Annotated in this window: 24 protein-coding genes; 16 read left to right on the forward strand and 8 right to left on the reverse strand. The window is 72.9% G+C overall.

What is annotated here, in order from left to right; all coding sequences use genetic code 11:
• Positions 1 to 51: 51 nt before the first annotated feature.
• The 8 genes from ABGB05_RS30075 to ABGB05_RS30110 all read left to right on the forward strand — a co-directional run bounded on the left by ABGB05_RS30075 (position 52) and on the right by ABGB05_RS30110 (position 7,758).
• Positions 52 to 1,137: a mandelate racemase/muconate lactonizing enzyme family protein gene (locus ABGB05_RS30075; protein ID WP_347657304.1), complete on the forward strand. Its 1,086-nt coding sequence runs from the start codon at positions 52 to 54 to the stop codon at positions 1,135 to 1,137.
• Positions 1,134 to 1,271 carry a hypothetical protein gene (locus ABGB05_RS30080; protein ID WP_347657305.1) on the forward strand — a complete coding sequence of 46 codons (138 nt, stop codon included), beginning with the start codon at positions 1,134 to 1,136 and terminating at the stop codon, positions 1,269 to 1,271. Before ABGB05_RS30075 ends, ABGB05_RS30080 begins: the two co-directional genes overlap by 4 nt.
• Entirely contained in the window at positions 1,268 to 2,284 is a 1,017-nt protein-coding gene (locus tag ABGB05_RS30085) for an aldo/keto reductase (RefSeq protein ID WP_347657306.1), read from the forward strand. Before ABGB05_RS30080 ends, ABGB05_RS30085 begins: the two co-directional genes overlap by 4 nt.
• Positions 2,281 to 3,114, forward strand: coding sequence for an amidohydrolase family protein (locus ABGB05_RS30090; protein ID WP_347657307.1), 834 nt, complete (start codon positions 2,281 to 2,283; stop codon positions 3,112 to 3,114). Before ABGB05_RS30085 ends, ABGB05_RS30090 begins: the two co-directional genes overlap by 4 nt.
• On the forward strand, positions 3,111 to 3,983 hold the full coding sequence (locus ABGB05_RS30095; RefSeq protein ID WP_347657308.1) for a fumarylacetoacetate hydrolase family protein: 873 nt from the start codon (positions 3,111 to 3,113) through the stop codon (positions 3,981 to 3,983). The genes ABGB05_RS30090 and ABGB05_RS30095 overlap by 4 nt, the downstream gene beginning before the upstream one ends.
• Complete coding sequence (locus ABGB05_RS30100; RefSeq protein WP_347657309.1) at positions 3,980 to 5,275, forward strand: L-fuconate dehydratase; 1,296 nt, start codon at positions 3,980 to 3,982, stop codon at positions 5,273 to 5,275. Before ABGB05_RS30095 ends, ABGB05_RS30100 begins: the two co-directional genes overlap by 4 nt.
• A complete protein-coding gene (locus ABGB05_RS30105) occupies positions 5,266 to 6,942 on the forward strand; it encodes an aldehyde ferredoxin oxidoreductase N-terminal domain-containing protein (RefSeq protein WP_347657310.1) in 1,677 nt (558 codons plus the stop codon). Before ABGB05_RS30100 ends, ABGB05_RS30105 begins: the two co-directional genes overlap by 10 nt.
• A 66-nt stretch (positions 6,943 to 7,008) precedes the next feature.
• Positions 7,009 to 7,758 (forward strand): SDR family oxidoreductase, encoded by a 750-nt coding sequence (locus ABGB05_RS30110; protein ID WP_347657311.1) that lies wholly within the window; start codon positions 7,009 to 7,011, stop codon positions 7,756 to 7,758.
• 50 nt (positions 7,759 to 7,808) lie between these two features.
• On the opposite strand, the gene ABGB05_RS30115 is transcribed toward ABGB05_RS30110, so the two are convergent.
• Both ABGB05_RS30115 and ABGB05_RS30120 read right to left on the reverse strand, forming a co-directional pair.
• Complete coding sequence (locus ABGB05_RS30115) at positions 7,809 to 8,588, reverse strand: glucose 1-dehydrogenase (RefSeq protein WP_347657312.1); 780 nt, start codon at positions 8,586 to 8,588, stop codon at positions 7,809 to 7,811.
• The gene (locus ABGB05_RS30120) at positions 8,585 to 10,390 is read right to left on the reverse strand and encodes a glycoside hydrolase family 15 protein (RefSeq protein ID WP_347657313.1); all 1,806 of its coding nucleotides are present in this window, start codon (positions 10,388 to 10,390) and stop codon (positions 8,585 to 8,587) included. Before ABGB05_RS30120 ends, ABGB05_RS30115 begins: the two co-directional genes overlap by 4 nt.
• A gap of 150 nt (positions 10,391 to 10,540) precedes the next feature.
• On the opposite strand from ABGB05_RS30120, the gene ABGB05_RS30125 reads away from it, so the two are divergent.
• Positions 10,541 to 10,921: a hypothetical protein gene (locus tag ABGB05_RS30125; protein ID WP_347657314.1), complete on the forward strand. Its 381-nt coding sequence runs from the start codon at positions 10,541 to 10,543 to the stop codon at positions 10,919 to 10,921.
• A 47-nt stretch (positions 10,922 to 10,968) separates the two neighbouring features.
• Positions 10,969 to 12,201, forward strand: coding sequence for an alpha/beta hydrolase (locus ABGB05_RS30130; RefSeq protein ID WP_347657315.1), 1,233 nt, complete (start codon positions 10,969 to 10,971; stop codon positions 12,199 to 12,201).
• A 100-nt stretch (positions 12,202 to 12,301) separates the two neighbouring features.
• Here ABGB05_RS30130 and ABGB05_RS30135 read toward each other — a convergent pair whose 3' ends face one another.
• Complete coding sequence (locus tag ABGB05_RS30135) at positions 12,302 to 13,840, reverse strand: MFS transporter (RefSeq protein WP_347657316.1); 1,539 nt, start codon at positions 13,838 to 13,840, stop codon at positions 12,302 to 12,304.
• 103 nt (positions 13,841 to 13,943) lie between these two features.
• Here ABGB05_RS30135 and ABGB05_RS30140 point away from each other — a divergent pair, with 103 nt between their 5' ends.
• On the forward strand, positions 13,944 to 14,705 hold the full coding sequence (locus tag ABGB05_RS30140) for a TetR/AcrR family transcriptional regulator (protein ID WP_347657317.1): 762 nt from the start codon (positions 13,944 to 13,946) through the stop codon (positions 14,703 to 14,705).
• Positions 14,706 to 14,715: 10 nt separating this feature from the next.
• On the opposite strand, the gene ABGB05_RS30145 is transcribed toward ABGB05_RS30140, so the two are convergent.
• From ABGB05_RS30145 to ABGB05_RS30160, 4 genes are all read right to left on the reverse strand, one after another.
• The gene (locus ABGB05_RS30145) at positions 14,716 to 15,258 is read right to left on the reverse strand and encodes a S26 family signal peptidase (RefSeq protein WP_347657318.1); all 543 of its coding nucleotides are present in this window, start codon (positions 15,256 to 15,258) and stop codon (positions 14,716 to 14,718) included.
• Between the two features lie 14 nt (positions 15,259 to 15,272).
• On the reverse strand, positions 15,273 to 17,111 hold the full coding sequence (locus ABGB05_RS30150; RefSeq protein ID WP_347657319.1) for an ABC transporter ATP-binding protein: 1,839 nt from the start codon (positions 17,109 to 17,111) through the stop codon (positions 15,273 to 15,275).
• Positions 17,108 to 17,647 carry a TlpA disulfide reductase family protein gene (locus ABGB05_RS30155; RefSeq protein WP_347657320.1) on the reverse strand — a complete coding sequence of 180 codons (540 nt, stop codon included), beginning with the start codon at positions 17,645 to 17,647 and terminating at the stop codon, positions 17,108 to 17,110. Before ABGB05_RS30155 ends, ABGB05_RS30150 begins: the two co-directional genes overlap by 4 nt.
• A gap of 237 nt (positions 17,648 to 17,884) precedes the next feature.
• Positions 17,885 to 18,082, reverse strand: coding sequence for a hypothetical protein (locus ABGB05_RS30160; RefSeq protein ID WP_347657321.1), 198 nt, complete (start codon positions 18,080 to 18,082; stop codon positions 17,885 to 17,887).
• 128 nt (positions 18,083 to 18,210) lie between these two features.
• On the opposite strand from ABGB05_RS30160, the gene ABGB05_RS30165 reads away from it, so the two are divergent.
• Positions 18,211 to 21,096 (forward strand): BTAD domain-containing putative transcriptional regulator, encoded by a 2,886-nt coding sequence (locus ABGB05_RS30165; protein WP_347657328.1) that lies wholly within the window; start codon positions 18,211 to 18,213, stop codon positions 21,094 to 21,096.
• A gap of 72 nt (positions 21,097 to 21,168) precedes the next feature.
• Here the strand turns inward: ABGB05_RS30165 and ABGB05_RS30170 are convergent, their stop codons facing one another.
• A complete protein-coding gene (locus ABGB05_RS30170) occupies positions 21,169 to 21,696 on the reverse strand; it encodes a MauE/DoxX family redox-associated membrane protein (protein WP_347657322.1) in 528 nt (175 codons plus the stop codon).
• Positions 21,697 to 21,965: 269 nt separating this feature from the next.
• On the opposite strand from ABGB05_RS30170, the gene ABGB05_RS30175 reads away from it, so the two are divergent.
• The 4 genes from ABGB05_RS30175 to ABGB05_RS30190 are packed head-to-tail and all read left to right on the forward strand — an operon-like array spanning position 21,966 to position 25,936.
• On the forward strand, positions 21,966 to 23,096 hold the full coding sequence (locus ABGB05_RS30175) for an ABC transporter substrate-binding protein (protein WP_347657323.1): 1,131 nt from the start codon (positions 21,966 to 21,968) through the stop codon (positions 23,094 to 23,096).
• A 7-nt stretch (positions 23,097 to 23,103) separates the two neighbouring features.
• On the forward strand, positions 23,104 to 24,033 hold the full coding sequence (locus ABGB05_RS30180) for an ABC transporter permease subunit (protein ID WP_347657324.1): 930 nt from the start codon (positions 23,104 to 23,106) through the stop codon (positions 24,031 to 24,033).
• Complete coding sequence (locus ABGB05_RS30185) at positions 24,021 to 24,845, forward strand: ABC transporter permease subunit (protein ID WP_347657325.1); 825 nt, start codon at positions 24,021 to 24,023, stop codon at positions 24,843 to 24,845. The genes ABGB05_RS30180 and ABGB05_RS30185 overlap by 13 nt, the downstream gene beginning before the upstream one ends.
• Positions 24,842 to 25,936 (forward strand): ABC transporter ATP-binding protein, encoded by a 1,095-nt coding sequence (locus ABGB05_RS30190; protein ID WP_347657326.1) that lies wholly within the window; start codon positions 24,842 to 24,844, stop codon positions 25,934 to 25,936. The genes ABGB05_RS30185 and ABGB05_RS30190 overlap by 4 nt, the downstream gene beginning before the upstream one ends.
• Positions 25,937 to 26,021 lie beyond the last annotated feature (85 nt).

Here is a 26,021-nt window from a genome sequence, read left to right on the forward strand (position 1 = left end):
ACCACGACCGACAGCCTGACCACGACCGACACCGCCGGTGAAGGAGCCGTGTTGCCCACGATCACCCACGCCGAGGCGTACCTGGTCGACCTGGCGGTCGAGACGGTACGGACCGACGCGGTCCAGTCGTTCCTCAAACAGGAGACCGTCTTCGTCGAGATCGGCACCGACGACGGTGGTGGCGGTACCGGCTACTCGTACACCATCGGCACCGGCGGTACGGCGGTGCTCGCGATGCTGCGCGACTACCTGCTGCCCCGGCTGGTCGGTGCGGACCCGCAGCGGGTCGAGGCGGTGTGGCAGGACCTGTTCGCCGCCACCCGCGCCACCACCGTCGGCGCGATCACGTCGTTGGCGCTGGCCGCCGTCGACACGGCGCTGTGGGACTGGCGGTGCCGGGCCGCCGGCCAGCCGCTGTGGCGCCTCGCCGGTGGCGCCAGGGACCGGATTCCGCTCTACGACACCGAGGGCGGCTGGCTGCACCTCGGCACCGACGAACTGGTCGCCGGTGCCACGCGCAGCCAGGCCGCCGGGTGGCGTGGCGTCAAGCTGAAGATCGGCCGGTCACCGGTGCAGGACGCGGATCGGCTGGCCGCCGTCCGGGCCGCCGTCGGACCCGACTTCGACCTGATGCTCGACGCCAACCAGTCGCTCACCGGGGCCGAGGCGGCCCGCCGGGCCCGGCTGCTCGAACCGTCCGACCCGTACTGGTTCGAGGAGCCGCTGCCCGCCGACGACGTGGCCGGGCACCAGGCACTCGCCGCGGCCACCACCATCCCGGTCGCGGTGGGGGAGTCGCTGTACTCCGTCACCCAGTTCCGGGAGTACCTGCACCGCCAGGCCGCCGGCATCGTCCAGGTCGACGTGGCCCGGATCGGCGGTATCACCCCCTGGCTGAAGGTCGCGCACCTGGCCGAGGCGTACCACGTACCGGTCTGCCCGCACTTCCTGATGGAACTGCACGTCAGCCTCTGCTGCGCGGTGCCCAACAGCCGCTACCTGGAACACATCCCACAACTACGGACGATCACCCGCCAGGAGATCCGGATCGTCGACGGCGAGGCGGTGGCACCGGAGACCCCCGGGCTCGGCATCGACTGGGACCGGGACGCGATCGACGACCGGAGGGTCCGGTGAGGGCCGACCGGAGCTCGGTGCCGGACGTCACGCCACGCGGCGAATTCACCGACGACCACGGCCGGATGAGCCAGGCGGTCATCCGGCCGATCCACGCCGGGCCGGACCCGGCGGGGGAGGACGGAGCAGGATGAGACACACCGACCGGACCCGACTCGGCGACACCGGGGTCGAGGTGACCCGGCTCGGGCTCGGGCTGGCACCGCTCGGCGGCCTGTACCGCCGGGTCGGCGACGAGCAGGCGTACGCCACCCTGGAACGGGCCTGGGACGAGGGGCTGCGCTACTTCGACACCGCCCCGCTCTATGGCAGCGGGCTCTCCGAGCGTCGCGCCGGGCGGGTGCTGTCCGGTAAGCCCCGCGACGAGTTCACCCTCTCCACCAAGGTCGGCCGGGTGCTGCGGCCGTCCGCCGACCCCGGCCCGCCCGAGGCCGGCAGCGGTGCGGCGGTCGACCACAACAGCACCATCTGGGCCGAGGCGGGCGACACCGGACCAGTCTGGGACTTCACCGCCGACGGGGTGCTGCGGTCGTACGCCGACAGCCTCGACCGGCTCGGCCTGGACCGGGCGGACGTGCTGCACGTCCACGACCCCGACGAGCACTACGGGCCGGCGGTCGCCGAAGCGCTGCCGGCCCTGGTCCGACTGCGGGACCAGGGCCGGATCGGCGCCGTCTCGGTCGGGATGAACCAGGCGGAGATGCTGGCCGACCTCGTCCGGACCGGGCACCTCGACAGTGTGCTGCTCGCCGGCCGCTACACATTGTTGGACCAGTCCGGCCTCGCCGAGCTGCTGCCGCTGGCCAGCGAGCGCGGGGTCTCGGTGATCGCCGCCGGGGTCTACAACTCCGGGCTGCTCGCCGACCCGAGGCCCGGCGCCACCTACGACTACCTGCCCGCGCCGGAGCCGCTGCTCGCCCGGGCCCGGGCGATCGCCGCGGTCTGCGCCCGGTACGACGTGCCGCTGCGGGCCGCCGCGGTGCAGTTCCCGCTCGCCCACCCGGCGGTGGCGACGGTGCTGGTCGGCGTCCGCTCACCCGAGGAGGTGGCCGACGCCGTGACGATGTTCGGCCACGAGATCCCCGGACAGCTCTGGCGGGACCTGCGTCGGGCGGGCCTGCTGCCGGAGGAGGCACCGCTGCCGTGATCATCGACGCGCACCAGCACCTCTGGACCGCCGACTACGCCTGGCTGGCCGACCCGGCACTGGCCCGGATCCGGCGCGACTACGGCGTCGGGGAGCTGCGGACCAACCTGCGGGCGGCGGGAGTGGACCGCACCGTACTGGTCGAGGCCGGCCGCTGCGAGGCGGCCGAGACCACGGAGTTCCTGGCGATCGCGGCGCAGACCCCGGAGATCGCCGGCGTGGTCGGCTGGGCGGCGCTCACCGATCCGGCGCTGGCCGAGGTGGTCGCCGGACACCGGGCGGGCGTCGGTGGCGATCTGCTGGTCGGCATTCGGGACCAGGTCCAGGGCCAGCCCGACGACCACCTGGACCGGCCGGACGTCCGGGCCGGACTGCGTACCGTGGCGGCCGCCGGCCTTGTCAACGAGCTGGTGGTCCGGGCCGAGCAGCTGCCGTCGGTGGCCCGGGCCGCCGCCGCGCTGCTGGAGAGCCGGTTCGTCCTCGACCACCTCGGCAAACCGCGGGTCCGGGCCGGCGCCGACGGGCTGGCCCGGTGGCGTGAGCTGGTCACTCCGGTCGCCGCCCTGCCCAACGTGGTGGCGAAGCTCTCCGGCCTGGTCGCCGAGGCGGACCGGGCCACCTGGACCGTCGCGGACCTGCGTCCGTTCGTGGCGACCGCGGTCGACCTCTTCGGCCCCGACCGGCTGATGTTCGGCTCGGACTGGCCGGTCTGCGAGGTCGCCGCCTCCTACGTCGAGGTTCTCGCCGCGATCGCGACCGTTCTCGGCGGCACGCCCGACGACATCTTCCACAGCACAGCTGTCCGCACCTATCAATTGGAGATCGAATGAGGTACCTGCGGGTGGGTCCGGCCGGAGCGGAGCGTCCGGTGGCCCAGGTGGACGGTCGGTACCACGACCTCTCCGGCGTCACCCGGGACATCGACGGCGCCTTCCTCGCGGCGGGCGGCCTGGCGGGGGTACGCGGCATGGCGCCGGACGCCGGTGCCGCCGACCTGGTGGCCGGGCTGCCCGGGCTCGACATCACCGGGCAGCGGATCGGCGCCCCGATCGCCCGGCCGGGGGTGGTGCTCTGTGTCGGGCTCAACTACGCCGCGCACGCCGCCGAGTCGGGGGCGCAGCCGCCGACCTCCCCGGTCATCTTCTACAAGGCGCCGAACACGGTGGTCGGCCCGTACGACGACGTGCTCGTCCCGCGCGGGTCGACCAAGACCGACTGGGAGGTGGAACTGGCCGTGGTGATCGGCCGTACCGCCCGCTATCTGGAGTCGCCGGAGGTGGCGCTGGCGCACGTCGCCGGGTACGCGGTCGCCAACGACGTCTCCGAGCGGGAGTTCCAGCTGGAGGTCTCCGGCGGCCAGTGGTCCAAGGGCAAGTCCTGCGAGACGTTCAACCCGCTCGGGCCGTGGCTGGTCACCCCGGACGAGGTCGGCGACCCGGGACAGCTCGGGCTGCGACTGTGGGTCAACGGCGAACCCCGGCAGGACTCCAGCACGGCGGACATGATCTTCGACGTGGCGTACCTGGTCTGGTACCTGTCGCAGTACACCGTGCTCGAACCGGGCGACCTGATCAACACCGGTACGCCGCAGGGCGTCGCCCTCTCCGGCCGGTACCCGTACCTGGTCGACGGTGACGTGGTCGAACTCGAGATCGACGGCCTCGGCCGGCAGCGTTCCGTCGTGCGGGCCGCCGAGTGAAGGTCACCGGGCTCGACACGTACGACATCCGTTTCCCCACCTCGCGGGAGCTGGACGGCTCCGACGCGATGAACCCCGACCCGGACTACTCGGCCGCCTACCTGGTACTGCGTACCGACGAGGGGACGGAGGGGCAGGGCTTCACCTTCACCATCGGCCGGGGCAACGAGGTCTGCCGGGCGGCGATCGAGGCGCTCGCCCCGCTGGTCGTCGGGCGGGACGTCGACGACCTCGGCGAGTTCGCCCGCCGGCTCACCGCCGACTCGCAGCTGCGCTGGCTCGGCCCGGAGAAGGGGGTCATCCACCTGGCCACCGCGGCCGTGGTCAACGCCGCCTGGGACCTGGCCGCCCGGGTCGCCGGCAAACCGGTGTGGCGGCTGCTCGCCGACCTGGAGCCGCGGCAGATCGTCGACCTGGTGGACTGGCGCTACCTGACCGACGCGCTCACCCCGGCCGAGGCGCTGGAACTGCTGGAGGCGGCCCGCCCCGGCCGCGAGCAGCGGATCGCCGAGCTCGAGCGGACCGGCTACCCGGCGTACACCACGTCGCCGGGCTGGCTCGGGTACGACGACAACAAGCTCGTCCGGCTCGCCAGGGAGGCGGTCGCGGACGGCTACCGGCAGATCAAACTCAAGGTCGGCGCCGACCTGGCCGACGACGTGCGCCGACTGGCCCTGGCCCGCCAGACGGTCGGACCGGCGATCCGGATCGCGGTCGACGCCAACCAGCGGTGGGACATCGCCGAAGCGGTCGAGTGGATGACCGCGCTGGCGCCGTACGACCCGTGGTGGATCGAGGAGCCGACCAGCCCGGACGACGTGCTCGGGCACGCCGCGATCCGGCGCGCGCTGGCCGGCGCCGCCCCGGGCGGCCGACCGATCCGGGTCGCCACCGGCGAACACGTGCAGAACCGGATCGTTTTCAAGCAGCTGCTGCAGGCCGAGGCGGTCGACGTGGTCCAGATCGACGCGTGCCGGGTGGCCGGGGTCAACGAGAACATCGCGATCCTGCTGCTGGCCGCGAAGTACGGCGTACCGGTCTGCCCGCACGCCGGCGGTGTCGGCCTCTGCGAGCTGGTCCAGCACCTGTCCATGTTCGACTACGCGGCGGTCTCCGGCTCGCTGGAGAACCGCACCATCGAGTACGTCGACCACCTGCACGAGCACTTCGCCGACCCGGTGGTGATCGTGGACGGGGCGTACCGGGCGCCGACCGCGCCCGGCTTCTCGGCCCGGATGCGGCCGGAGACGCTGGCCGAGTACCGCTACCCGGACGGGCCCGCGTGGTCCTGATCCACGTCGACCTCGGCGCCGGGCCGCCAGCGCCACCAGCAGGCACGGTCGGGCGGCCCGGCGCTGGCGGACCTGCCGGCGTCGCGGTGGCCGACGACGACCTCGGTGGTCCGGTCGCCGCGTTGCGGGTCCTGCACGACGCGGTGACCGGCCCGACCGAACCGGCCGACGCGCCTGTCGCACTGGTCGCCGGCTCCGTCGCCGGTACGCCCGGCCCCGGGTTGGCCCGCTGTGCCGCGATCGGGCTCTCCCCGCTCTCCGGCGGCGTCGCCGAGACCGGGGCCGAGGGTCCGTTCGGGGCCGGACTGCGGGCCGCCGGGGTCACCGGGGTGGTGCTGCAGGGCCGGGCCGCCGGGCCGTCCGTGGTGGTGGTCGAGGCCGGCCGGGCCCGGCTCGAGCCGGCGGACCGGATCTGGGGGCTGGAGACCGGCCCCGCCACGGACGCGCTGCTGGACCGGTACGGCCCGGACGCGGCGGTCGCGGTCATCGGCCCGGCCGGTGAACACGGGGTCAGGTACGCCTCGATCGTCACCTGCCGGGACCATCCGCTGCCCCGGCTCGGTCTCGGCGCCGTGCTCGGCGGCAAACGGGTCAAGGCGGTGGTCTGCCGGCCCGGTACGCCGCCGCGGGTCGCCGACCCGGCGGCGCTGGCCCGGATCGGCGCCTGGTACGCCTCGGCCCAGTCGGACAACCCGCTGACCGCGTGGCAGCACGGCACACCCGGCTTCGGGGTCTGGACCGGCGACCCCGGGTACGCCCCGGTCGCCAACTTCGCCGACACCCGGACGGCGGGCGGGATCGGGGTGGCGCCGCCGGTGGAGCGGGTCGCGGCCTGTCCCGGCTGCCCCACCGACTGCATCAAGGTCTTCGCCGGCGCCGGGCTGCACCAGGAGGCGCTGGCGATGCTCGGGCCGAACCTCGGCCTAGCCGACCCGTGGCCGGTGCACGCCCGCTGCCTGCAGCTCGGGCTGGACCCGGTGTCACTCGGTGGCACCCTCGCCGCGGTCGGCACCCCTGCCGGCGAGGTCGCGGCGACGGTCGAACAAATCGGCGCCGGCGCGGACCCGCTCGGCGAGGGCGCCGCCCGGGTCGCCCCGGGCTCGGCGATGACCAGCAAGGGGATCGAGCTGCCGCCGTTCGACCCCCGGGTGCAGCCGAACCTCGGCCTCGGCTACGCGGTGGCGCCGATCGGGCCCCGCTACGACATCATCGAACACGATCTCGACTTCGACCCGGAGCAGGGACTGCCGCACAGCTATCCCGAACTCGCCCGGCTCGGCGTACGGGCACCGCGGCCGCGCGGCGAACTCGACGTGACCCGTACCGCCCAGTTGATGCGGCTCTGGAGTGGGCTGGACGCGCTCGGGATCTGCCCGTACGCGGCCACCCCGACCCGGCCGTTGACCCTGGACCGGGTCGAGGAGCTGGTGCGGGCGGTGACCGGCGTACGACCCGACGTGCTGGCGCTCGGCGCGCGACGGCTGCGCCTGCAGCGGGCGGTGAACCGCCGGGTCGGTCTCGGGCTGGACGCGGACACCCTGCCCGACCGGTTCTTCACCGAGCCGGTCGCGGCCGGCCGGTACGCCGGAGCGGTGCTGGACCGGACCGCCTTCGGAGCGGCGGTGGCCCGGCTGCAGGACGAACTCGGCTTCACGGATCGGGCCTGACCGGTCCGGACGTGTGGGGTGCCCGGCCGATCCGGCGTGGGCGACGGAAATGAAGTGAGGTGGGGCATGGGTGACTTCGACGGCCTGGTGGCCGTGGTGACCGGTGGAGGCTCCGGCATCGGCGCGGCCTGCGTGGCGGCGTTCACCGCCGGTGGCGGCGAGGTCGGGGTGCTCGACCTCGACCCGGGGGAGCAGGGCGGTGACACGCTCGGGGTGGTCGCCGACGTCGCCGACCGGTCGTCGCTGGACGCGGCGATGGCCCGGGTCGCCGAGACGTTCGGCGGCATCGACATCCTGGTCAACAACGCCGGGATCAGCGCGGTCGGCGGCGTCGAGGCGAACGACGAGGCGGAGTGGCACCGGGTGCTCGACGTCAACGTCGTCGGGGTGGTCCGGACCACCGCGGCCGCGCTGCCGTACCTGCGGCGCAGCGCCCGGGCGGCGATCGTGAACATCTCCTCGATCGCGGCCACCGCCGGGCTGGTGCAGCGGGCCCTCTACTCGGCCTCCAAGGGCGCGGTGCACTCGCTCACCCGGGCGATGGCCGCCGACCTGGTGGGCGAGGGCATCCGGGTGAACAGCGTGGCACCGGGCACCGTGGACACCCCGTGGGTGGCCCGGCTGCTGGCCCGGGCGGCCGATCCGGCGGCGGAGAAGCGGCGGCTCGCCGCCCGGCAGCCCACCGGACGGCTGGTCAGCGCCGAGGAGGTCGCGGCCGCGGTGGCGTACCTGGCGAGTCCGGCCGCGGGGGCGACCACCGGCACCTCGCTCGCCGTCGACGGCGGCATGCACGGGCTGCGCCTGCCCCGGGTCTGACCGACGGGCCGGGATCGGCCGGGTGGTCCACCACCCGGCCGCCCGGCCGGTCAGGCGCCCTGGCCCTGGTTCTGCATCAGGCCACCGTCCATGAAGTACGTCGATCCGGTGACGTAGTCGGCGTCGTGGCTGGCCAGGAAGACGGCGAGCCGGCCGATCTCCTCGGGTTGGGCGGCCCGCTTCCACGGGATGCTCTGCACCTGCTCCTCGAGGTACTTCGGGTCGTCGATCGCCTTCTGGTTGAACGGGGTGAGGACCATCCCGGGTCCGATGTTGTTGACGTTGATCCGCATCGGGGCGAGTTCCAGGGCCAGGCTCTTGGCGAGGTTGAGCAGGGCGCCCTTGCTGGCGTCGTAGTCGGAGCCGCCGGCCCGGGCCACCTCCTGGTGGATCGAGGTGATGTTGATGATCTTGCCGTCGCCGCCCTGGTCCCGGCGGTGCTGGGCGAACCGCCGCGCGCAGAAGAACGCCCCGTAGACGTTGACCCGCATCGCCCGGTCCCAGGTTTCGGTGTCGAGGTCGATCACCGGGATGCCGGAGGCGTCCACCCCCGCGTCGTTCACCAGGACGTCGAGCGCCCCGAACTCGGCGAGGGCCTCGTCGAACATCGCGCCGACCTGGTGCTCGTCGCTGATGTCGCCCTGTACGACGATGGCCCGCCGGCCGGAGCGCTCCACCTGCTCCCGGGTGTGCTCGGCGCCGTCGTGGTCGGTCAGGTAGTGCACCACCACGTCCGCGCCCTCCTTGCCGAACTCGACCGCGGTGGCCTGTCCGATGCCGGAGTCCGATCCGGTGATGAGTGCGGTCATTCCGTTGAGCCGTCCGGTCATGGGAAGCCCTCCTCGGAGTAGGTCGCGCCGGTCGACGCGGTGCTGAGCTGCCAGGCCGCCAGGATCAGGCCGATGTGTGAGAACGCCTGCGGGAAGTTGCCGAGCTGTTCGCCGGTGTGCGCGTCGAGCTGTTCGGCGAAGAGCCCCAGGTCGTTGGCGCGGCTCGCAACGGTCTCGAACAGGCGCGCGGCGCGGTCCCGCTCGCCGGCCAGCGCCAGACACTGCACCAGCCAGAACGAGCAGAGGTGGAAGGTGGCCGGGTCGCCGTCCCAGCGGCGGACCAGTCCGCCGTGGCCGAGCCGTTGGTCGATCAGGTCGATGGTGGCCCGCATCCGGGGATCGGCGGCGGGCAGGAAACCGATGATCGGCATGACCAGGACGCTGGCGTCCAGCCGGTCAGACCCGAACGCGCCGGTGAAGGCGCCGACGCCGGCGTTCCAGCCCTGCCGCAGGATCACCTCCCGCACCTCGTCGCGTTGCCGGGCCCAGCGGGCCACCTCGTCGGCGTTGCCGAGCCGGTCGCCGAACCGGACCGCCCGGTCCAGCGCGACCCAGCAGTAGACCTTGGAGGAGAGGTAGTGGCGTTCGGCGTCCCGGGCCTCCCACATCCCGGCGTCCGGCTTGCGCCAGTTGGCCGCCGCCTGGTCGGCGAGGTCGCGCAGCAGGTCCCGGATCGGGTCCGGCATCGGAGTGAGATGGTCCCGTAGCCGCCAGGCCGCGTCGAGCACCTCACCGGGTACGTCGAGCTGCCGTTGCCGCCATGCCTGGTTCCCCACCCGGACGGGCCTGCTGTCGGCGTAGCCGCGCAGTGTCTCCATCGTCTGCTCGTCCAGGTCCCGTTCGCCCTCGACACCGAACATGACCGGCACCCGGTTCGCGCCGACCCGGCCGACCGCCGAGGCGACCCAGTCGAAGAGCCGACCGGCCTCGGTCGGACAGGCGGCGACCCAGAGTGCGCGCAGGGTCAGGCAGAAGTCGCGCAGCCAGGCGTAGCGGTAGTCGTAGTTGCGGTCACCGCCCAACTCCTCCGGCAGTGAGGTGGTGGCCGCCGCCACCACCGCCCCGCTCGGTTGGTAGGTGAGCCCCTGCAGCACCAGCGCGTTCCGTTGGACCAGGTCGGCGTGGTCGCCGTGGAACGGGTGCTCGTCGGCCCAGGACTGCCAGCCCCGTACCGTCTCGGCGAGCGGGTCCGGGTGGCGCGGGTCCGGCACGGCCGGCGCCGTCCCGTACGTCGGGGCGTAACCGAGGGTGAAGACCTCCCGTTGTCCGGCGTGGACCTCGAAGTCGAGGATCACCTGGTCGGTGGCCGCGACCAGCGGCCGGGTGCCGGTCAGGGTCAGCGTCGTCGGCCCGGCGGTGACCCGCAGCGCACCGTTCTCGGGGACCAGGTAGGCGTCCCGCCGGGCGTACTCGAACCGGGGGCAGTAGGACATGGTCATCGGTACGACGCCGGAGATTCCCTCGACGACCCGGACCAGGGCCCGGGGTGACCGTCGCCCGATCTCGTGACCGCGGGCGCCGGGCTCCAGCGCGAGCCCGTCGGTCACCGCCACCTCGCCCTGCCTGGTACGGAAGACGGTGCGCAGCACCAGCGTGCCCGGCAGATAGGCGCGGTGCACCTCGAACCGCCCGTGCGGACGTAGTGACCAGTGCCCGCCGTCCGGGTCGAGCAGTCGGGCGAACACCGACGGTGCGTCGAACCGTTCCGGAGACCACCAGTTGACCGATCCGTCCCGGTCCACCAGGGCCGCGCTGCGCCCGTCGGCGAGCAACCCGTGGTCGGCGATCCGGTCGTTGGCCACCTCCCGGTCTACCCGTATCGGCGGACGGCATTCGGTCGGCGACCCGGGTCGTCCGGTCCGCTGACGGGTGGGGTCCGCCGCCCGCGGTGACGCCGTCGGCCGACCGTCGCTCGTTGGGTGAATGGGACACGCGGCGCGAGGTGGGTGTTTATGGACAGGACTACGCGTTTCGCGGTGATCGTGGCCTTCGCCGGGTCCGCCGCGCTCTCCGCCGTGATGGCGGCGACCCGGCGTGACCACGGGATCGGACTGGGGCCCGCCTGGGCCTGGATACTCACCGCGCTGCAGGTGACCGCCCTCTACGCGGTGGGCCGGGGCCACGGCGTCGGCTGGCTGCTGGGCGCCGCCGTGCAGATCTGCTGGATCACCTACGCCGTGCTGACCACCCAGTACGGATTCGTCCCTGGCTGTGTGGTGTCCGCGATGGTCCAGGGTTACTCCTACCGGCGCCTCGTGCGGCCACCTCCGGTGGATCCGGGCGCGGTGCCCGAACCGGACCGTGCCGGGGAGGCGTCCGAGCGCGGCGGCTGATTGTCTACTGTCGGGGGAGCCGGTTCCCGAACGGGTGGGTGGAGACGATGGAAGATTTCCAGCTGCTGGCCGACGCCATCGCCCGGGCCTGGCCGGACGACCCGGCGGAGGTTTCGCCCGAGGTGGCGGCGATCGAACCCGAGCTGCTCGACGGACTCCGCGCCCTGGACGGTGCCGTCGGTGCGGCGGTCGCACTGCCGGAGACCCGGCTCCTCGCCCTGCTCGACAGCGTTCCCCGGTTCCGGGACCGGGTGGACCGCGAGCGGGACTTCCTCTTCTACACGCTGTTCGAACGTGGTGCGCAGGTCGACGAAGGGTTGCGCCGGATCCGGCACAGCCAGGTCGAGATCGGGTACGTCACCGACCGCGCGCCCACCGGGGCCAGGGTCGCCGAACGCCGGTACGGCGGCCAGCGGGCCAGCGACCTGAGCTACGGCGTGGCCCGGGTCGGCATCCCCGACGACCACCGGATGGGCCGACTGCCGCGGCCACGCAGTTGGCGGCTGTGGTTCCGTCCGGACCGGGAGAGCCACCTCGAACTGGACGGGACGACCGGGCTGACCGACGTACTGACCAGGCTCGGGACCCGGGCACCGGGACCGGACCTCCTGGTGTTCGTCCACGGCTACAACGTCGGTTTCGCCGACGCGGTACGCCGGACCGCCCAGCTCGCGTACGACCTCAACTTCACCGGCGTCCCGCTGCTGTACAGCTGGCCGTCGGTGGCGGAGACGCTGTCGTACTTCGTCGACGGGGAGAACGCCGCCGCCAGCCAGCGGCACTTCCGTACCTTCCTGCGGGTGGTGGCCGGCGAGGCGGGCGACGGGCGGGTGCACGTCGTGGCCCACAGCATGGGCAACCGGATCCTCAGCGAGGCGCTGACCGCCGTGGACAGTTGTCGGCTCGGGCACGTCGTCTTCGCCGCGCCCGACGTCGACGCCGGGGTCTTCGCCGACCGGGTCGCCGGGTTCACCGGTACCGCCGAGCGCTACACGCTCTACACCTCCGCCCGGGACCGGGCGCTGGCCGCCGCGCAACGGTTCGTTCGGCATCCGCGCGCCGGTCAGGCCGGGCCGGGAATGGTGGTCGTGAAGGGTGTCGACACCGTCGACGCCACCGATCTGGACACCGACTTCCTCAGCCACTCGTACGTGCTGGAGCACCGCTCGGTGGTCGCCGACCTGTACGCGCTGATCACGCACGGCCGGCCACCGGAGGAGCGGTTCGGCCTGGTGCCGATGATGGCCCCGAACGGTCCCTACTGGAAGTTCCGCCGTTGACGATTTCCCCGGGGCGGTCGGGGCGAGCGACGGGAGGCCGGGATGACAACCTGTCAGTGGGCCGGCTCCCGCACCCATTTCCGGGCGCGACGACCGGTGGTCAGCGGGCCGCGGTCAGGTCCTCTTCGGCCGGTGCCGCCGGTGCCGCCGGTGTTGTCGCTGTCGCCGGTGCGGCCGGGGCCGGTTTTGGGCGCAGCACGGCTACCGCCACGATCGCGGCGGCGACGCCGCCCAGCACGCCGACGACCGCGCCGGTCGACATCGCCTCCACAAAGGCATTCCTGGCCAGCCGGGCCAGGTCGCCGTCGCCGGTGAGGGCGGCGATCCGCAGTGCCTCGCCGATCGACTCCCGGGCCGGCCCGGTGACGTCCCGGGGCATCGCCGCCGCGTACGCGGCGGTCAGTACGCTGCCCAGCACGGCGACGCTGAGCGCCGCGCCGACCTGCTGGACGGTGTCGTTGACCGCCGATCCGACGCCGGCGCGTTCGGGTGGCAGGGCCGCGAGCAGGGTGCCGACCGCGGCCGGTCCGGTGAGGCCGCTACCCGTCCCGATGACGACCAGCGCCACGGCCAGCCGCAGGTAACCGTCGGTCGGTCCGGTGGTGGCGAGCACCCCGAAGCCGGCGGCCATCAGCAGCAGCCCGGTGGCGATCGCCGTCCGGGCGCCGAACCGTCGGTCCACCAGCACCCCGATGCCGTTGAACGCGACCACGGTCACCAGCATCGGAATGAACGCCAGTCCCGCCCGCATCGGACCGTATCCGAGGACGAACTGCAGGTACTGGGTGAGCGCGAGCATCACGCCGCCGGCGGAGAAGGAGAGCAGCACGATCGAGAGGCTGGCGCCGCCGAAGTTGCGGTCGCGGAACAGCGCCATCGGCAGCATCGGCTCGGCGACCCGGCGCTCCCAGAGCGCGAACGCGGTGAGCAGGACGGCGGCGGCGACGAGCCCGCCGATGGTGCGGGGCGCGGACCACCCGTGCCCGGCCGACGAGATGACCGCCCAGACCAGGGCCGTCATGCCGAGGGTGGAGAGCAGCGCACCGAGCACGTCGGGCCGGCTGGCCGGTCCGCGTGACTCGGGAATGATCACGAGGGCGGCGACGACGCCGAGGACCGCGATCGGGATGTTCATCAGGAACACCGAGCCCCACCAGAAGTGTTCGAGCAACAGCCCGCCGACGGTCGGGCCGCCGAGCGCGCCGAACATCAGCACGGAACTCCAGATCGCGATGGCCTTCTTGCGTTCGGACTCGTCGAAGACGGTGGTCAGGATGGAGAGCGTGCCGGGCATCAGGAACGCGGCACCGACCCCCATCAGACCCCGGGCGGCGATCAGCTGACCGGGGGTCTGGCAGAGCGTGGCGAGGCCGGACGCGCCTCCGAAGGCGACCAGGCCGATGACCAGGCCACGACGCCGTCCGTGCCGGTCGGAGAGGCTGCCCGCGGTGAGCAACAGGCCGGCGAAGACCAGGATGTACGAGTCGATGATCCACTGGATGTCCGAGCTGCTCGCCCCGAGGTCGCGGATCAGCGACGGGATGGCGATGTTGAGCACCATGTTGTCGATCACGACGACGAGCAGGCTCAGGCAGAGCACACCGAGGATCCACCATCGACGGGGGTGGGGAGTGGTCACGACGATCTCCGCTCGTACGGTGTTCGAGTTTTCTCGCACACCGTACAGGAATCTCGAACAGTGTACGAGGGTCGGTAGACTGATCTGGTAGAGAGGACGCCGGATGCCCCCGAAGTCGGACCACTTCACCAACTCGGTCTGGACCCGCCCGCCCCGTGGCCGGGGCGAGCAGCCCACGCTCAGCCGCGAGCAGATCGTCCGCGCCGCGATCGAGCTGCTCGACAGCGAGGGCGCCGGCGGGCTGAGCATGCGTCGGCTGGGCACCAAACTCGGCGCCGGCGCCACCTCCGTCTACTGGTACGTCGCGAACAAGGACGAGCTGCTCGAACTCGCCGTCGACGAGGTGATGGGGGAGGTGTACGTCCCCGAGGCGGGCGACACGGGCTGGCGGGTCGGCGCCTCGGTCCTCGCCGTCGGATTCCGTACCATGCTGCTGCGCCACCCCTGGGTGATCAGCCTGCTCGGGGTACGCCCGAACCTCGGACCGAACGCCCTGCGGGTCGGCGACCGGATGGTGGCGCTGCTCGAGGCGGCCGGCTTCGCCGATATGGAGGTGGCCCACGTCAGCTCGTTGCTGATGGCCCACGCCATCGGCTCGGCAACCACCGCGGCGGCGGTGCGGAACAGCATGGGGGGCCCCGACCGGTCGTTCGACGAGACGATCCGGACCCTGGAGCCGTACCTGGAGCGGGTCGGCGCCGACCACCCGAACTACGACCGGTGGCGACGTGGACTCGGTGCCGACGCGACGGACCTGGAACGGTCCTGGGACGAGGGCTTCACCTTCGGACTGGACCGACTGCTCGACGGCCTGGAGCTGTGGCTGACCCGGCAGCGGCGGGATCCGGGCCCTCCCGACGCCTAGCCGATCGGGGTCACCCGTCAGGCCCGCCGGTACGGCTCCCCGGAGCCGGATGACCGCCGGCCGGTTCCCGACCGCGCCCGTTCCGGGCCGGGCGAAGAACCCGGCGTACCGATCCGAGGATCCGGTCACCGGGAACGAATCCGAAATCCCGCGAGTCACAACTGTCGGGCCGGTTGTCGCCGAGCAGCACGAAGCGCCCGGGCGGCACCCGGGACAGGGCGGAGCCGCCCGGTGGCATCGGCGTGGCCGGCACCGGATCACCCGGACCAGCGACGGCCCGCTTGACGATCCACCGGCGCTCGGGCCCGGGGGCGACTCCCTCGGCCAGGGGTGGCGTGTCCCAACTCCCACCGAGTGGTTCCTCAACGACGACGACCTGACCGGTCCGCACCGCGCTGGGCAGGACGCGGCGCACCAACACGCGGTCACCGGGCTCGAGGGTCGGCACCATGGACCGGCCGTCCACCGTGACCAGCACCCAGCAACGCCGAACCCGGACCAGCAGGCCGCCCAGCGCGGCCCCGGCGACCACGGCGACCACGGCGAGGATCATGTCCAACGCTCCCGTCAGCCTGGCGCGGGCTGGTAGCCGGCCGCCTGAAGGTGGAACAGCCGGGCGTAGGCACCCCGTGCCGCCAGCAACTCCTCGTGGCTGCCCTGCTCGGCGACCACCCCGTCACGCAGCACGACGATGTGGTCGGCGTCCCGCACCGTGCCGAGCCGGTGCGAGATCAGCAGAGTGGCCCGGCCCTCCCGCAGTCTCCGCAACCGTTGGTGCAGGTCCGCCTCTGCCTCCGCGTCCAGGCCGGCGCTCGGCTCGTCCAGGATCAGCAGGTCCCGGCCGGCCCGCAGGAAGGACCGGGCGAGCGCGAGCCGCTGCCACTGCCCACCGGAGAGCAGCACGCCGGTGCTCACGTCGTCCCGGTCCCTCGGGTCGGCGAACGTTCTGGTCAGGTGGGTGGCGTATCCGTGCGGAAGTGCGGCCAGGACGTCGTGCACGCCGGCCTGCCTCGCCGCGCTGACGATCCGTTCGGTCTCGCCGAGAGCCCCGACGTCGCCGAGGCCGATGTTCTCCTCGGCGGACAGTTCATAGGACATGTAGTCCTGGAACGTCGCCCCGATCCGGTCGCGAAGCTGGAAGACGTCCAGCTCCCGGTAGTCGACGCCGTCCCACCGCAGGCTGCCGCGCACGGGGTCGTAGAACCGCACCAACAGCTTGACCAGCGTGCTTTTGCCGGCGCCGTTCAGCCCGACGAGGGCCACCGTCTGCCCCGCCGGAATGGTCAGGTTGACGCCGCGTAGCACCCACGGGTGCCGGTCGCCGTACCGGAACCAGACGTCGCGCAGGTCGATGCCGCCGCGCAACGGCGGTACCGGTACCGGCTGCGCGGACAGCACCAGGTCCGGGGCGCTGCCCAGCACCTCCTGGTAGTGGGTGAACCGCAGCAGGTTCTCGTGCGCGGTGGCCAACTGGCCGACCCCGCTCGCGACCGCCCCCTGGATGCCGGCCACCGCCGCGATGAAGATCGTCACGTCGCCGATGCTCAACCGGCCGGCGCGGGCGGTCAGGATCGCCCAGACCAGACCGGCGCCGGCGACGACGGAACCGGCCACCGCCAGACCGGCCTGCACGAGCAGCTCGTGCCGGTCAATCCGGCGTTTCGCCGCGTTGAGTCCCAGGAGCTCCGTCACCATCCGTCCGCCGAACAACCCACCGAGATTGAACAGCCGGATCTCCTTGGCCGCGGCGAGCCCGGTCAACAACTGCGCGTAGAAGATCTGGCGCCGCGTGATGGGTGTGAGCTGCCACGACAACTCGGCCCGCTGCCGGGACAGCCGTAGCTCGGCCTGGGCGGTGGGCACGGCCGCCAGCGCGAGCAGACCGGCCATCCACGGGTTGATGAGGGCCAGGGTGCCGGCGAAACCGCCGATGGTGATCACACCGCGTAGCAGTTCGAGGCCACCGCCGGCCACGGCGATCGGACTGTTGCGGCCGGCCTCCTCGGCGAGACTGAGGTGGTCGCGGAAGGCGGGGTCCTCGAGGCGGCCGAGGCCTGGAAGGCGGTCCACCGCCGCGTACAGGTCGGCCTGGGCCCGCACGGCGAGCGCCCGCCCCCACTCGGCCTCCGCGTGCCCCACCAGCAGTGGCAGCGCGGTGGCGGCCACTCCGGCCAGCGCGAGCCCGACGGCGATCCCGATCACCGTGGCCACCGGGCTCCCGTCCGTCCCGGCGAGTCGGTCCACCACCAGCTTGGTGAGGACGCCCACCAGGACCGGCACCATTCCGGCGGCGATCGCCAGCAGCGTTTGGGCCACGGCCGTTCGCGGCGCGGCCCGGTAGGCCAGCCCCACGGTGGCGGTGACCAGCCGGAGGGTCACCCTGTGCCGGGTGTGCTCCGACGTCACACGGCCACCGGTACGGGCAGCTCGGCCCAACCACTGCCGCTGCGCGCGACGGTGCCGGTGGTGTCCAGCAGGCACCAGGACGGGAAAGCACGTGCCTGGAACGCCCTGGCGAGCGTGCCGTCGACCCCGTCGACGACCACCCGCGCCACGGCGGTCAGCCGACCCGCGAGTTCGGGTACCCCTGACCCGTCGCCGCTCACCACGGCGAGCACCCGGGTGCGCCCGCCGGGAAATCCTGCCGCCTGCGTCACGAACCGCGGCAACGCGTCCGCGCAGGCAGGACAGTCCGGGGAGAAGAAGGCGACGAGGACGTCACCACCGAGGTCCTCCCGGCGTACCACACTGCCGTCGGTGTCGGTGACCACGAAGTCGCCGGGCGCCCGCCCGGCCTCGATGATCCCGCTGCCGGCCTCGGCCCCGTGCCCGGCCAACAGTTCGGTGTGTTCCCGCAGCCGACGGATGACGGCCAGGGTGAGCAGCAGGTTCAGCGTGCCCAGCGCGGTTGCCAGAACCACGCCGGCGACGAGATATGGCATGAGGGCTCCTTGTTCGTGGACCCCGGCCGATTCGCGCGGCCGGCGGGAGTGGACGAGGTCCGGCGGCGGGCCGGGGACGGCCCGCCGCCGGACCTGGTGGCGGGTCTCCACGCCAGCGGGTGTGGTTGGTTGACCCACCAACACAGCCCTGCTGCCGTCGTGGTCCGTCGCCGGCCCGGCCGGTCACCGCAACCGTCGACCGGCCAGACACCCCGGTACCGTCCTGCCGTCCGCTGGTCAGCAGGCGTGGGTCGTTCGCGTGCAGTTGTCGCAGCGGCAGTTGCTGTTGGACCAGCAGCGGCAATAGTGCTCCCAGCCGCTCATGCACACCTTCACGTTGTAGCGGGGGCTCCCGCAGTCAGCAGCGGCGGCCGTTGCTCGCGGCACGAGGAAGGCGAGCATCCGGTCACCAAGCTCGTTCACGAATCGCAGCATTCGTTTCACCTCCTCCCATTGACGTGTCTGCCATCGTGGATCTTCCGGCTGGTTATTGACTGGATGCAGAATGGACGACCAGAGCGGCAGTGCCGCGCTACGTGCTGTCACAGCCACGGGGGTTGCGTGTGGAGCCGGAGAGGTTGGCGGAGCTGCGGCTCTGTCTGTTGGGTCGGGTGCGCCTCTGGCGGGGCGCGACGGAGTTGCCGGCCGGTCCACCCCAGCGGCGGGCGGTGCTGGGTCTGCTCGCGCTCGCCGAGGGCCAACCTGTGGGCCGGGACGAGCTGGTGGACGCGCTGTGGCCGACCGGGGCGCCGCGCAGCGGTACGAACGTCATCCACACCCACGTGAAGCACCTTCGCCGGGTGCTGGAACCAGGCCGGCCGGCCTGGATGGCAAGTCGACTGCTGCCGTCGGTGGGTACCGGATACCGGCTGGCGGTGGATCCCGCCGCCGTCGACGCGCTCCGGTTCCGGCGACTGATGGCCGAGGCCCGTACCGCCCGCAACCGTGACGACCAGGCACGGGTCTGGCAGCTGATCGGTGAGGCGCTGCGACTGTGGCAGCCACCGCTGGCCGACGTACCGGTGCTCGCCGGGCATCCCCGGATGGCGGCCCTGACCGCGGAGGCGCAGCTGGCACTCTCCTGGCGGGTGGCCGCCGCGATCCGTCAGGGCCGGGCCGACGAGGTGCTGGCCCTTGTCCGTGAGTGGGCCGAGGGCGGACCGTTGGACGAGCAGGCACAAGCCCACCTGATGCGTTGCTACGTCGCCCTCGGTCGCCGGGCCGACGCCTTCGCCGTCTTCGACACCGTCCGACGGCGCCTGGTGGCGGAGCTGGGCGTGGATCCGGGGCCGGTGCTGACCGGGGCCCATCAGGAACTGCTCGAGTCGGACGCGCTCACCCGTCTGCCTCCCCGCGCGGTCGAGCCGTCGCCCGTCGCGGTCACCGCGCCCGGGTGGCCCATGGTGGTGCCGGCCCAGCTTCCGCCCGGCACGGCGGCGTTCACCGGGCGGGCCGAGCAGTTGCGCCGCCTCGACACACTGCTGACGGCCGACCCCGGCGACGGCCCCACAGTGGTCGCGATAACCGGGACGGCGGGCGTGGGTAAGACGACCCTCGCCGTGCACTGGGGACACCGCGTCGCCGAGCGGTTTCCCGACGGGCAGCTCTACGCCGACCTCGGGGGCTTCGAGGCGGATGCCGGACCGGTCCGGCCCGACGAGGTGGTGCGTGGCTTCCTCGACGCGTTCGGGATGGCGCCCGACCGGATCCCGGTCAGCCTGACCGCGCAGGTCGGCCTCTACCGCAGCCTGCTCGCCGGGCGGCGGATGCTGATCCTGCTCGACAACGCGCGCGCGGCTGACCAGGTCCGCCCGCTGCTGCCCGGCGCGGTCCGCTGCCTTGTCCTGGTCACCAGTCGCCACGAGCTGGCCGGGCTGGTGGCCGCCGGTGCCCATCCGATCGACCTGGATCTGATGACCGATGTCGAGGCCCGGCAGATGCTGGCCAACCGGATCGGCCCGGAGCGGGTCGCGGCGGCGCCCGAAGCGTCCACCCAGATCATCAACGCATGTGCCCGGCTGCCGCTCGCGTTGGCCATCGTGGCCGCCCGGGCCGGTATCCAGCCACGGTTCCCGCTCGGGTCACTGGCCAGTCAACTCCGGGAGAGCGCGGGTGACCTGGCGGTCTTCTCCGACGATGACGCGGCGTTCGACGTGCGGGCGGTCTTCTCCTGGTCCTACCGTCTCCTTTCCCCCGAGGCGGCGGCCCTGTTCCGGCTGATCGGCCTGCACCCCGGGCCGGAGCTGTCGGCCACCGCCGCGGCCGCCCTCGTCGGCGTACCGCCGGGCCGGGTCCGTCCGCTGCTGGCGCAGCTGACCCGGGCACACCTGTTGGTCGAGCACCGGCCCGGGCGCTTCAGCTGTCACGACCTGCTGCGCACCTACGCCGCCGAACTCGCCGCAGTGGTCGAACCGGAGGCGGTACGCCGCGCCGCGTCGCAGCGGATCCTCGGCTACTACCTGGACGCCACCGCCACCGCCGACCGGCTGATCTCGCCGTACCGGCATCCGGGATCGGTGTCGTGCTGGCCCCGGGACACAGGCGGCGGTACCCCGCCCCGGGCACCGTCGGGCGCGGGGTACCCCGGCGACCCGGAGACGGCGCTGGAGTGGTTCAACAGCGAGCATCAGGTGCTGCTGGCGCTGGTCCATCAGGCGGCCGAGGTCGGACTCGACCAGGCGGTGTGCGAGCTGGCCTGGCACCTGAGCACCTTTCTCGACCGGCAGGGGCGCTGGCGTGACCAGGCGGCCGTGCAGCGGGCCGCGCTGGCCGCGGCCGGTCGGCTCGGCAACCCGTCGATCGAAGCCCGCGCCCATCGCGGGCTCGCCCGGGCGTACTCCCGGCTCGGATCGCACGACGAGGCCCGGCGCGAGCTGCGGCGGGCACTGTGCAGGTACGAGGAACTGGCCGATGACGTGGGCCGGGCGAACACCGAGATGAGCCTCGCCGACTCGTGCGAGCGGCAGGGCCGGTACCGCGAGGCACTCGCACACGCGGAGCGGGCCCTCGCGCTGTACGGCGATGCGGGTTACCGCCCGGGCCAGGCCAACGCGTTGAACGCGGTCGGGTGGTGCCACACGCTCCTCGGCGACCACGGCCGCGCGCTGACGTACTGCGCCCGGGCGCTGCGGCGGCATCAGCTGCTCGGCGATCGCCGGGGCGCGGCGGACAGTTGGGACAGCATCGGCCACGCCAACCACGGACTGGGCCGGAACCGGGCGGCCATCCGCTGCTTCCAGCAGGCCGTCCTGTTGTTCCGGGAGGTGGGCGACCGCTTCGCCGAGGCGGTGTCGCTGACCAGGCTGGGCGACGCCTGGCGGGTGGCCGGCGAACCGGGGAGCGCCCGGGCCGACTGGTCACGGTCGCTGGCCATCCTGACCGAGTTGGATCATCCGCGAGCGGTTGAGGTCCGGGCCCGGTTGACCGGGTCACCCCGGGCCGGAGCGTGACCCTGCCCCCGGCGGAAGTACCTGCGCGGGCTCCGGGGGCGCCCTCCGGACGGCGGCCGTCGACAGGTCGGCCTACCGGATCGGCTTCACCAGGGCGACGATGTCCTCCGCCGCCGTCGTGAGGATGCCGAGGACCAGCCCGGTGATGCCGGCGAGCAACGCGGGGGACGGTTCGAGGGCACCGCCGGTCGACAGGCCGGTGATACCGAGTGCCGCCACACAGACCAGCGTCAGGTTCCGCACCATGTGTGGTACGCCGAGCGGCGTGCGGGAAGCGCCGAAGCAGCGGCAGGGTGCACGGTTGCCACTCGACACGGCCAGCCCGATCATGACGGTGAAGGCGCCGAGGAGGCAGGCGGCCAGTGCGAAGCCGAGGACGCCCGCTGTCCGCGTCGGCACGAGGAGCAGCGCGGCGACGAGCGCCTCGACCGTCACGGTCATGCGCGCCGTCCAGGGTATGGCGGCTTCGGGCACCTGTCTCATCTGACGCAACGACTGGACGAAGTCCTGCCAGGCGGCCCTCCGGTTGATCTTTCCGAGGACAGCCACGACGAACACCGTCGCGAGGAGAGCGCGAGCGAGCACCTCCAGATATCGCACGAACGGCAACCTATCGGCTCAGCGGCCGTACGCCAACCGGGTCGGTCCGCCGGCACGGCCGCCGGCCGGTCCGCCGGCTCGCGGCGGCACCGGCACGGCCCTCGTCACGATCTTTCTCCGGAACAGCGTCGACCGTTCACCCGTACGTCGTCTGCGCTCCTGCCCAGGACACCTGCGCCGGGCAGGATGGCCGCCGGGCGCGCACCACCCGGGCCGCAGCAGCGGACCCGGACGGCCGGGCGCCGAGGACACGGCTAAGGAGAAAACACGTGCGATTCGCGGTTGCCCGTACGGTCGCGGTGCTCGCGGCGTCCGCCGGGTTGGTGACTGTCGCCGCCTGTGCGCCGCCCGAGCAGGCCGGCGCGGCGGCGGACACCCCGGCGGCCACCGCCACCAGCGCGGCCGACCTGGGTGGACTCGACAAGCTGATCGAGGCGGCCAAGAAGGAGGGAGAGCTGAACGTCATCGCCCTCCCGCCGGACTGGGCCAACTACGGCGAGATCATCAAGACGTTCAGCGAGAAGTACGGCATCAAGGTCAACTCGGCCCAGCCGGACGCCGCCAGCCAGGACGAGATCAACGCGGCCAAGCAGCTCAAGGGCCAGAGCGGCGCGCCGGACGTCTTCGACCTGGGTGACGCGGTCGCCCGGGCGAACGTGTCGATGTTCGCCCCGTACAAGGTCGCGACCTTCGACGAGATCCCGGCCGCGCTCAAGGACGCCAACGGCACCTGGGTCAACGACTACGGCGGCTACATGTCGATCGGCTTCGACGCCGGCAAGGTACCGGCCCCGCAGAGCCTGACCGACCTGCTCAAGCCGGAGTACAAGGGCAAGGTGGCGCTCAATGGCGACCCGACCCAGGCCGGTGCCGCGTTCAGCGGAGTGGTGATGGCGGCGCTGGGCAACGGTGGCTCGGCCGACGACATCAGCAAGGGCGTCGACTTCTTCGGCCAGCTCAAGGCTGCCGGCAACTTCCTACCGGTCGACCCCACCCCGGCCACCATCGAGTCCGGGCAGACCCCGGTGGTGATCGACTGGGACTACCTCAACGTCGCCCAGGGCGCCAAGCTGGCCGGCAAGGCCGAGTGGAAGACCGTGGTCCCGGCGAACGCGGTGGTCGGCTCGTACTACGTACAGGCGATCAACGCCGACGCCCCGCACCCGGCGGCCGCCCGGCTCTGGCAGGAGTTCCTCTACTCCGACGAGGGGCAGAACCTCTGGTTGTCCGGCGGCGCCCGCCCGGTCCGCGCCGAGGCGATGGCGAAGGCCGGCACGATCGACCAGACCGCGTACGGCGCGCTGCCGGCCACCACCGGCACGCCGGTCTTCCTCACCGAGGCGCAGACCGCCACGGCGAAGGCGATCCTCACCGCCAACTGGGCCAAGACGATCGGCTGATGCCGGCATGACGGTCGTCACCCACCGGCCGGACCCCGGGGCACAGGCGCCCGGGGTCCGGCCCACCCCGGCCCGCCGCCGCCTCCGCCGCTCCAGCGGGGGCGCGCTGCTCGGCATCGTCCCGTTCCTCGGGTACGTCGTGGTCTTCCTCGCCATCCCCACCCTGGTGGTGGCGGTCGGCGCGGTCACCGCCGACGACGGCGGCGTCACCCTCGACAACCTCGCCCGGCTCGGCGACGCGTACATCCTGGCCGCCTTCGGCCGCAGCATCCTGCTCTCCGCGGTCACCGCGCTGATCGGCGCGGTGGTCGGCGCCCTGCTCGGGTACGCCCTGGTCACCGCCCGCCCGGACGGCCTGCTGCGTCGGGTGGTGACCGCCGCCTCCGGGGTGCTGGCCCAGTTCGGCGGGGTGACCCTGGCCTTCGCCTTCATCGCCACCATCGGGCTCAGCGGCTTCGTCACCGAGTTCCTCCGCGACCGGGTCGGCGTCGACCTCTACGCCTCCGGCGTCTGGCTCTTCGAACTGCCCGGCCTGCTGCTGGTCTACAGCTACTTCCAGATCCCGCTGATGGTGATCGTCTTCCTGCCCGCCCTGGACGGGATCCGGCCGCAGTGGCGGGAGGCGGCGGCCAGCCTCGGCGGCTCGACCTGGCAGTACTGGCGGCTGGTCGGCATGCCACTGCTCGCCCCGCCGTTCCTCGGCGCCACCCTGCTGCTGTTCGCCAACGCCTTCTCCGCGTACGCCACCGCGGCCGCACTGGTCAGCCAGGGCAGCCCGATCGTGCCGCTGCAGATCCGGGGCGCGCTGACCAGCGAGGTGGTGCTCGGGCAGCAGAACCTGGGCAAGGCGATGGCGCTCGGGATGATCGTGGTGGTCGCGGTGGTGATGTGGCTCTACGCCCTGGTCCAGAAGCGGAGCGCGAAGTGGCTGGGGTGATCCGGCGCCGGGCCCGCCACCAGCGGCTGTTCCGGTGGACCGTACTCACCGTGCTCGGTCTCTTCTTCCTGCTTCCCCTGCTCGCCATGCTGGAGTTCACCACCCGGGGCGCCGGCGGCGGCCTCGACCTTGCGACCTGGCGGCTGCTGGTCGACTGGCCGGCGCTCACCGAGACCTATCCCGACCTGGCCAGCGGCATCCGGGCCTCGTTCGGGCTGGTCCTGCTCACCGTGACGCTCACCCTGGTCCTGCTGGTGCCGACCGTGGTCTGGGTACGGCTCCGGCTGCCCCGGCTGCGCCGGCTGGTGGAGTTCCTCTGCCTGCTGCCGCTGACCATCCCGGCGATCGTGCTGGTCGTCGGGCTGGCCCCGGTCTACGCCTGGGTGACGTACCTGCTCGGCGGGTCGCCGCTGACCCTCACCTTCGCGTACACCGTGCTGGTGCTGCCGTACGCGTACCGGTCGATCGACGCCGGGCTGTCCGCGATCGACGTGCGTACCCTGGCCGAGGCGGCCCGCAGTCTCGGCGCCGGCTGGACCACGGTGATCTGGCGGGTGGTGCTGCCGAACATCCGCTCGGCGGTGCTCTCCGCGGCGTTCCTCACCGTGGCGCTGGTGCTCGGCGAGTTCACCATCGCCTCACTGCTCAACCGGACCAACCTCCAGGTCGCGGTGAACCTGCTCGGCAAGAGCAGCGCCACCATGTCGGTGGCGGTCTCGCTGGCCGCGCTGCTGCTCGCCTTTGTCCTGTTGCTGCTGCTCTCCCTCGTCGGCGACGGCCGGCGCCGGAGAGTCGAGAAGGAGACCCCGTGACCGCGTCCACCGTCGCCGCCGACCCGGGCCCGGCCCCGACCCGCCAGGGTGTGCCGGTACGCCTCGAGGGGCTGCGCCGCAGCTTCGGCGACACCCAGGCGCTGGCCGGTCTCGACCTGGAGCTGGCACCGGGCGAACTGGTCGCCCTGCTCGGGCCCTCCGGCTGCGGCAAGACCACCGCGCTGCGGGTGCTCGCCGGACTCGAGGAGGCCGACTCCGGCCGGGTACTGGTCGACGGCGAGGACATCACCGACCGGCCGGTGAACCGACGCGGGATGGGCATGGTCTTCCAGGCGTACAGCCTCTTCCCGCACCTGACCGCGGTGCAGAACGTCGAGTTCGGGTTGCGGCTGCGTGGCCGGCCCGGTGCCCAGCGTCGTCGGCGGGCGACGGAGATGCTGGAGCTGGTCGGTATCGGCGGTCACGCCGGCCGCTACCCGCACCAGCTCTCCGGCGGCCAGCAGCAACGGGTGGCGCTGGCCCGGGCGCTGGCCATCGAGCCCCGGGTGCTGCTGCTCGACGAGCCGCTCTCCGCCCTCGACGCCAAGGTCCGGGTCCAACTCCGCGACGAGATCCGGCGGATCCAGCTGGAGGTCGGCACCACCACGCTGTTCGTCACCCACGACCAGGAGGAGGCGCTCGCCGTCGCCGACCGGGTCGGCGTCATGCGGGGCGGCCGACTGGAACAACTCGCCACCCCGGCCGAGATCTACCAGCGGCCGGCGAGCGCGTTCGTCGCCGACTTCGTCGGCCTGAGCAACCGGATCCCGGGCCGGACCGGGACCGACGGTACGGTGCGGATCCTCGGGCAGACGCTGCCGCTGGTCGACCCGGGCAGCGCGCCGGCCGGCCCGGACAACGGCGTCACCGCCCTGGTCCGCCCCGAGGCGGTCGAGCTGTTGTCCGAGGCGGACGGTCCCGACCGGGTCGTCGCCACCAGCTTCCTCGGCCCGATCAGCCGGGTCAGCGTGACCCTGGCCGACGGCACACCGGTCGTCGCGCAGGTCGGCAGCGACCGGTTGGCCCACCTCACCCCGGGCACCCGGGTCCGGGTCCGGCTCCGGCCGGCGCCGGTCGCGCTCGCCGACTGACCACCCTCACCGGCCGACGATCCTCGCCGGTCGACCGCTGACGTCGGCCGAGCAGGCACGCCGACCGGGGACCCGCTCCGGCCGG

The sequence above is a fragment of the Plantactinospora sp. B5E13 genome (assembly GCF_039871775.1).
GTDB lineage: Bacteria > Actinomycetota > Actinomycetes > Mycobacteriales > Micromonosporaceae > Plantactinospora.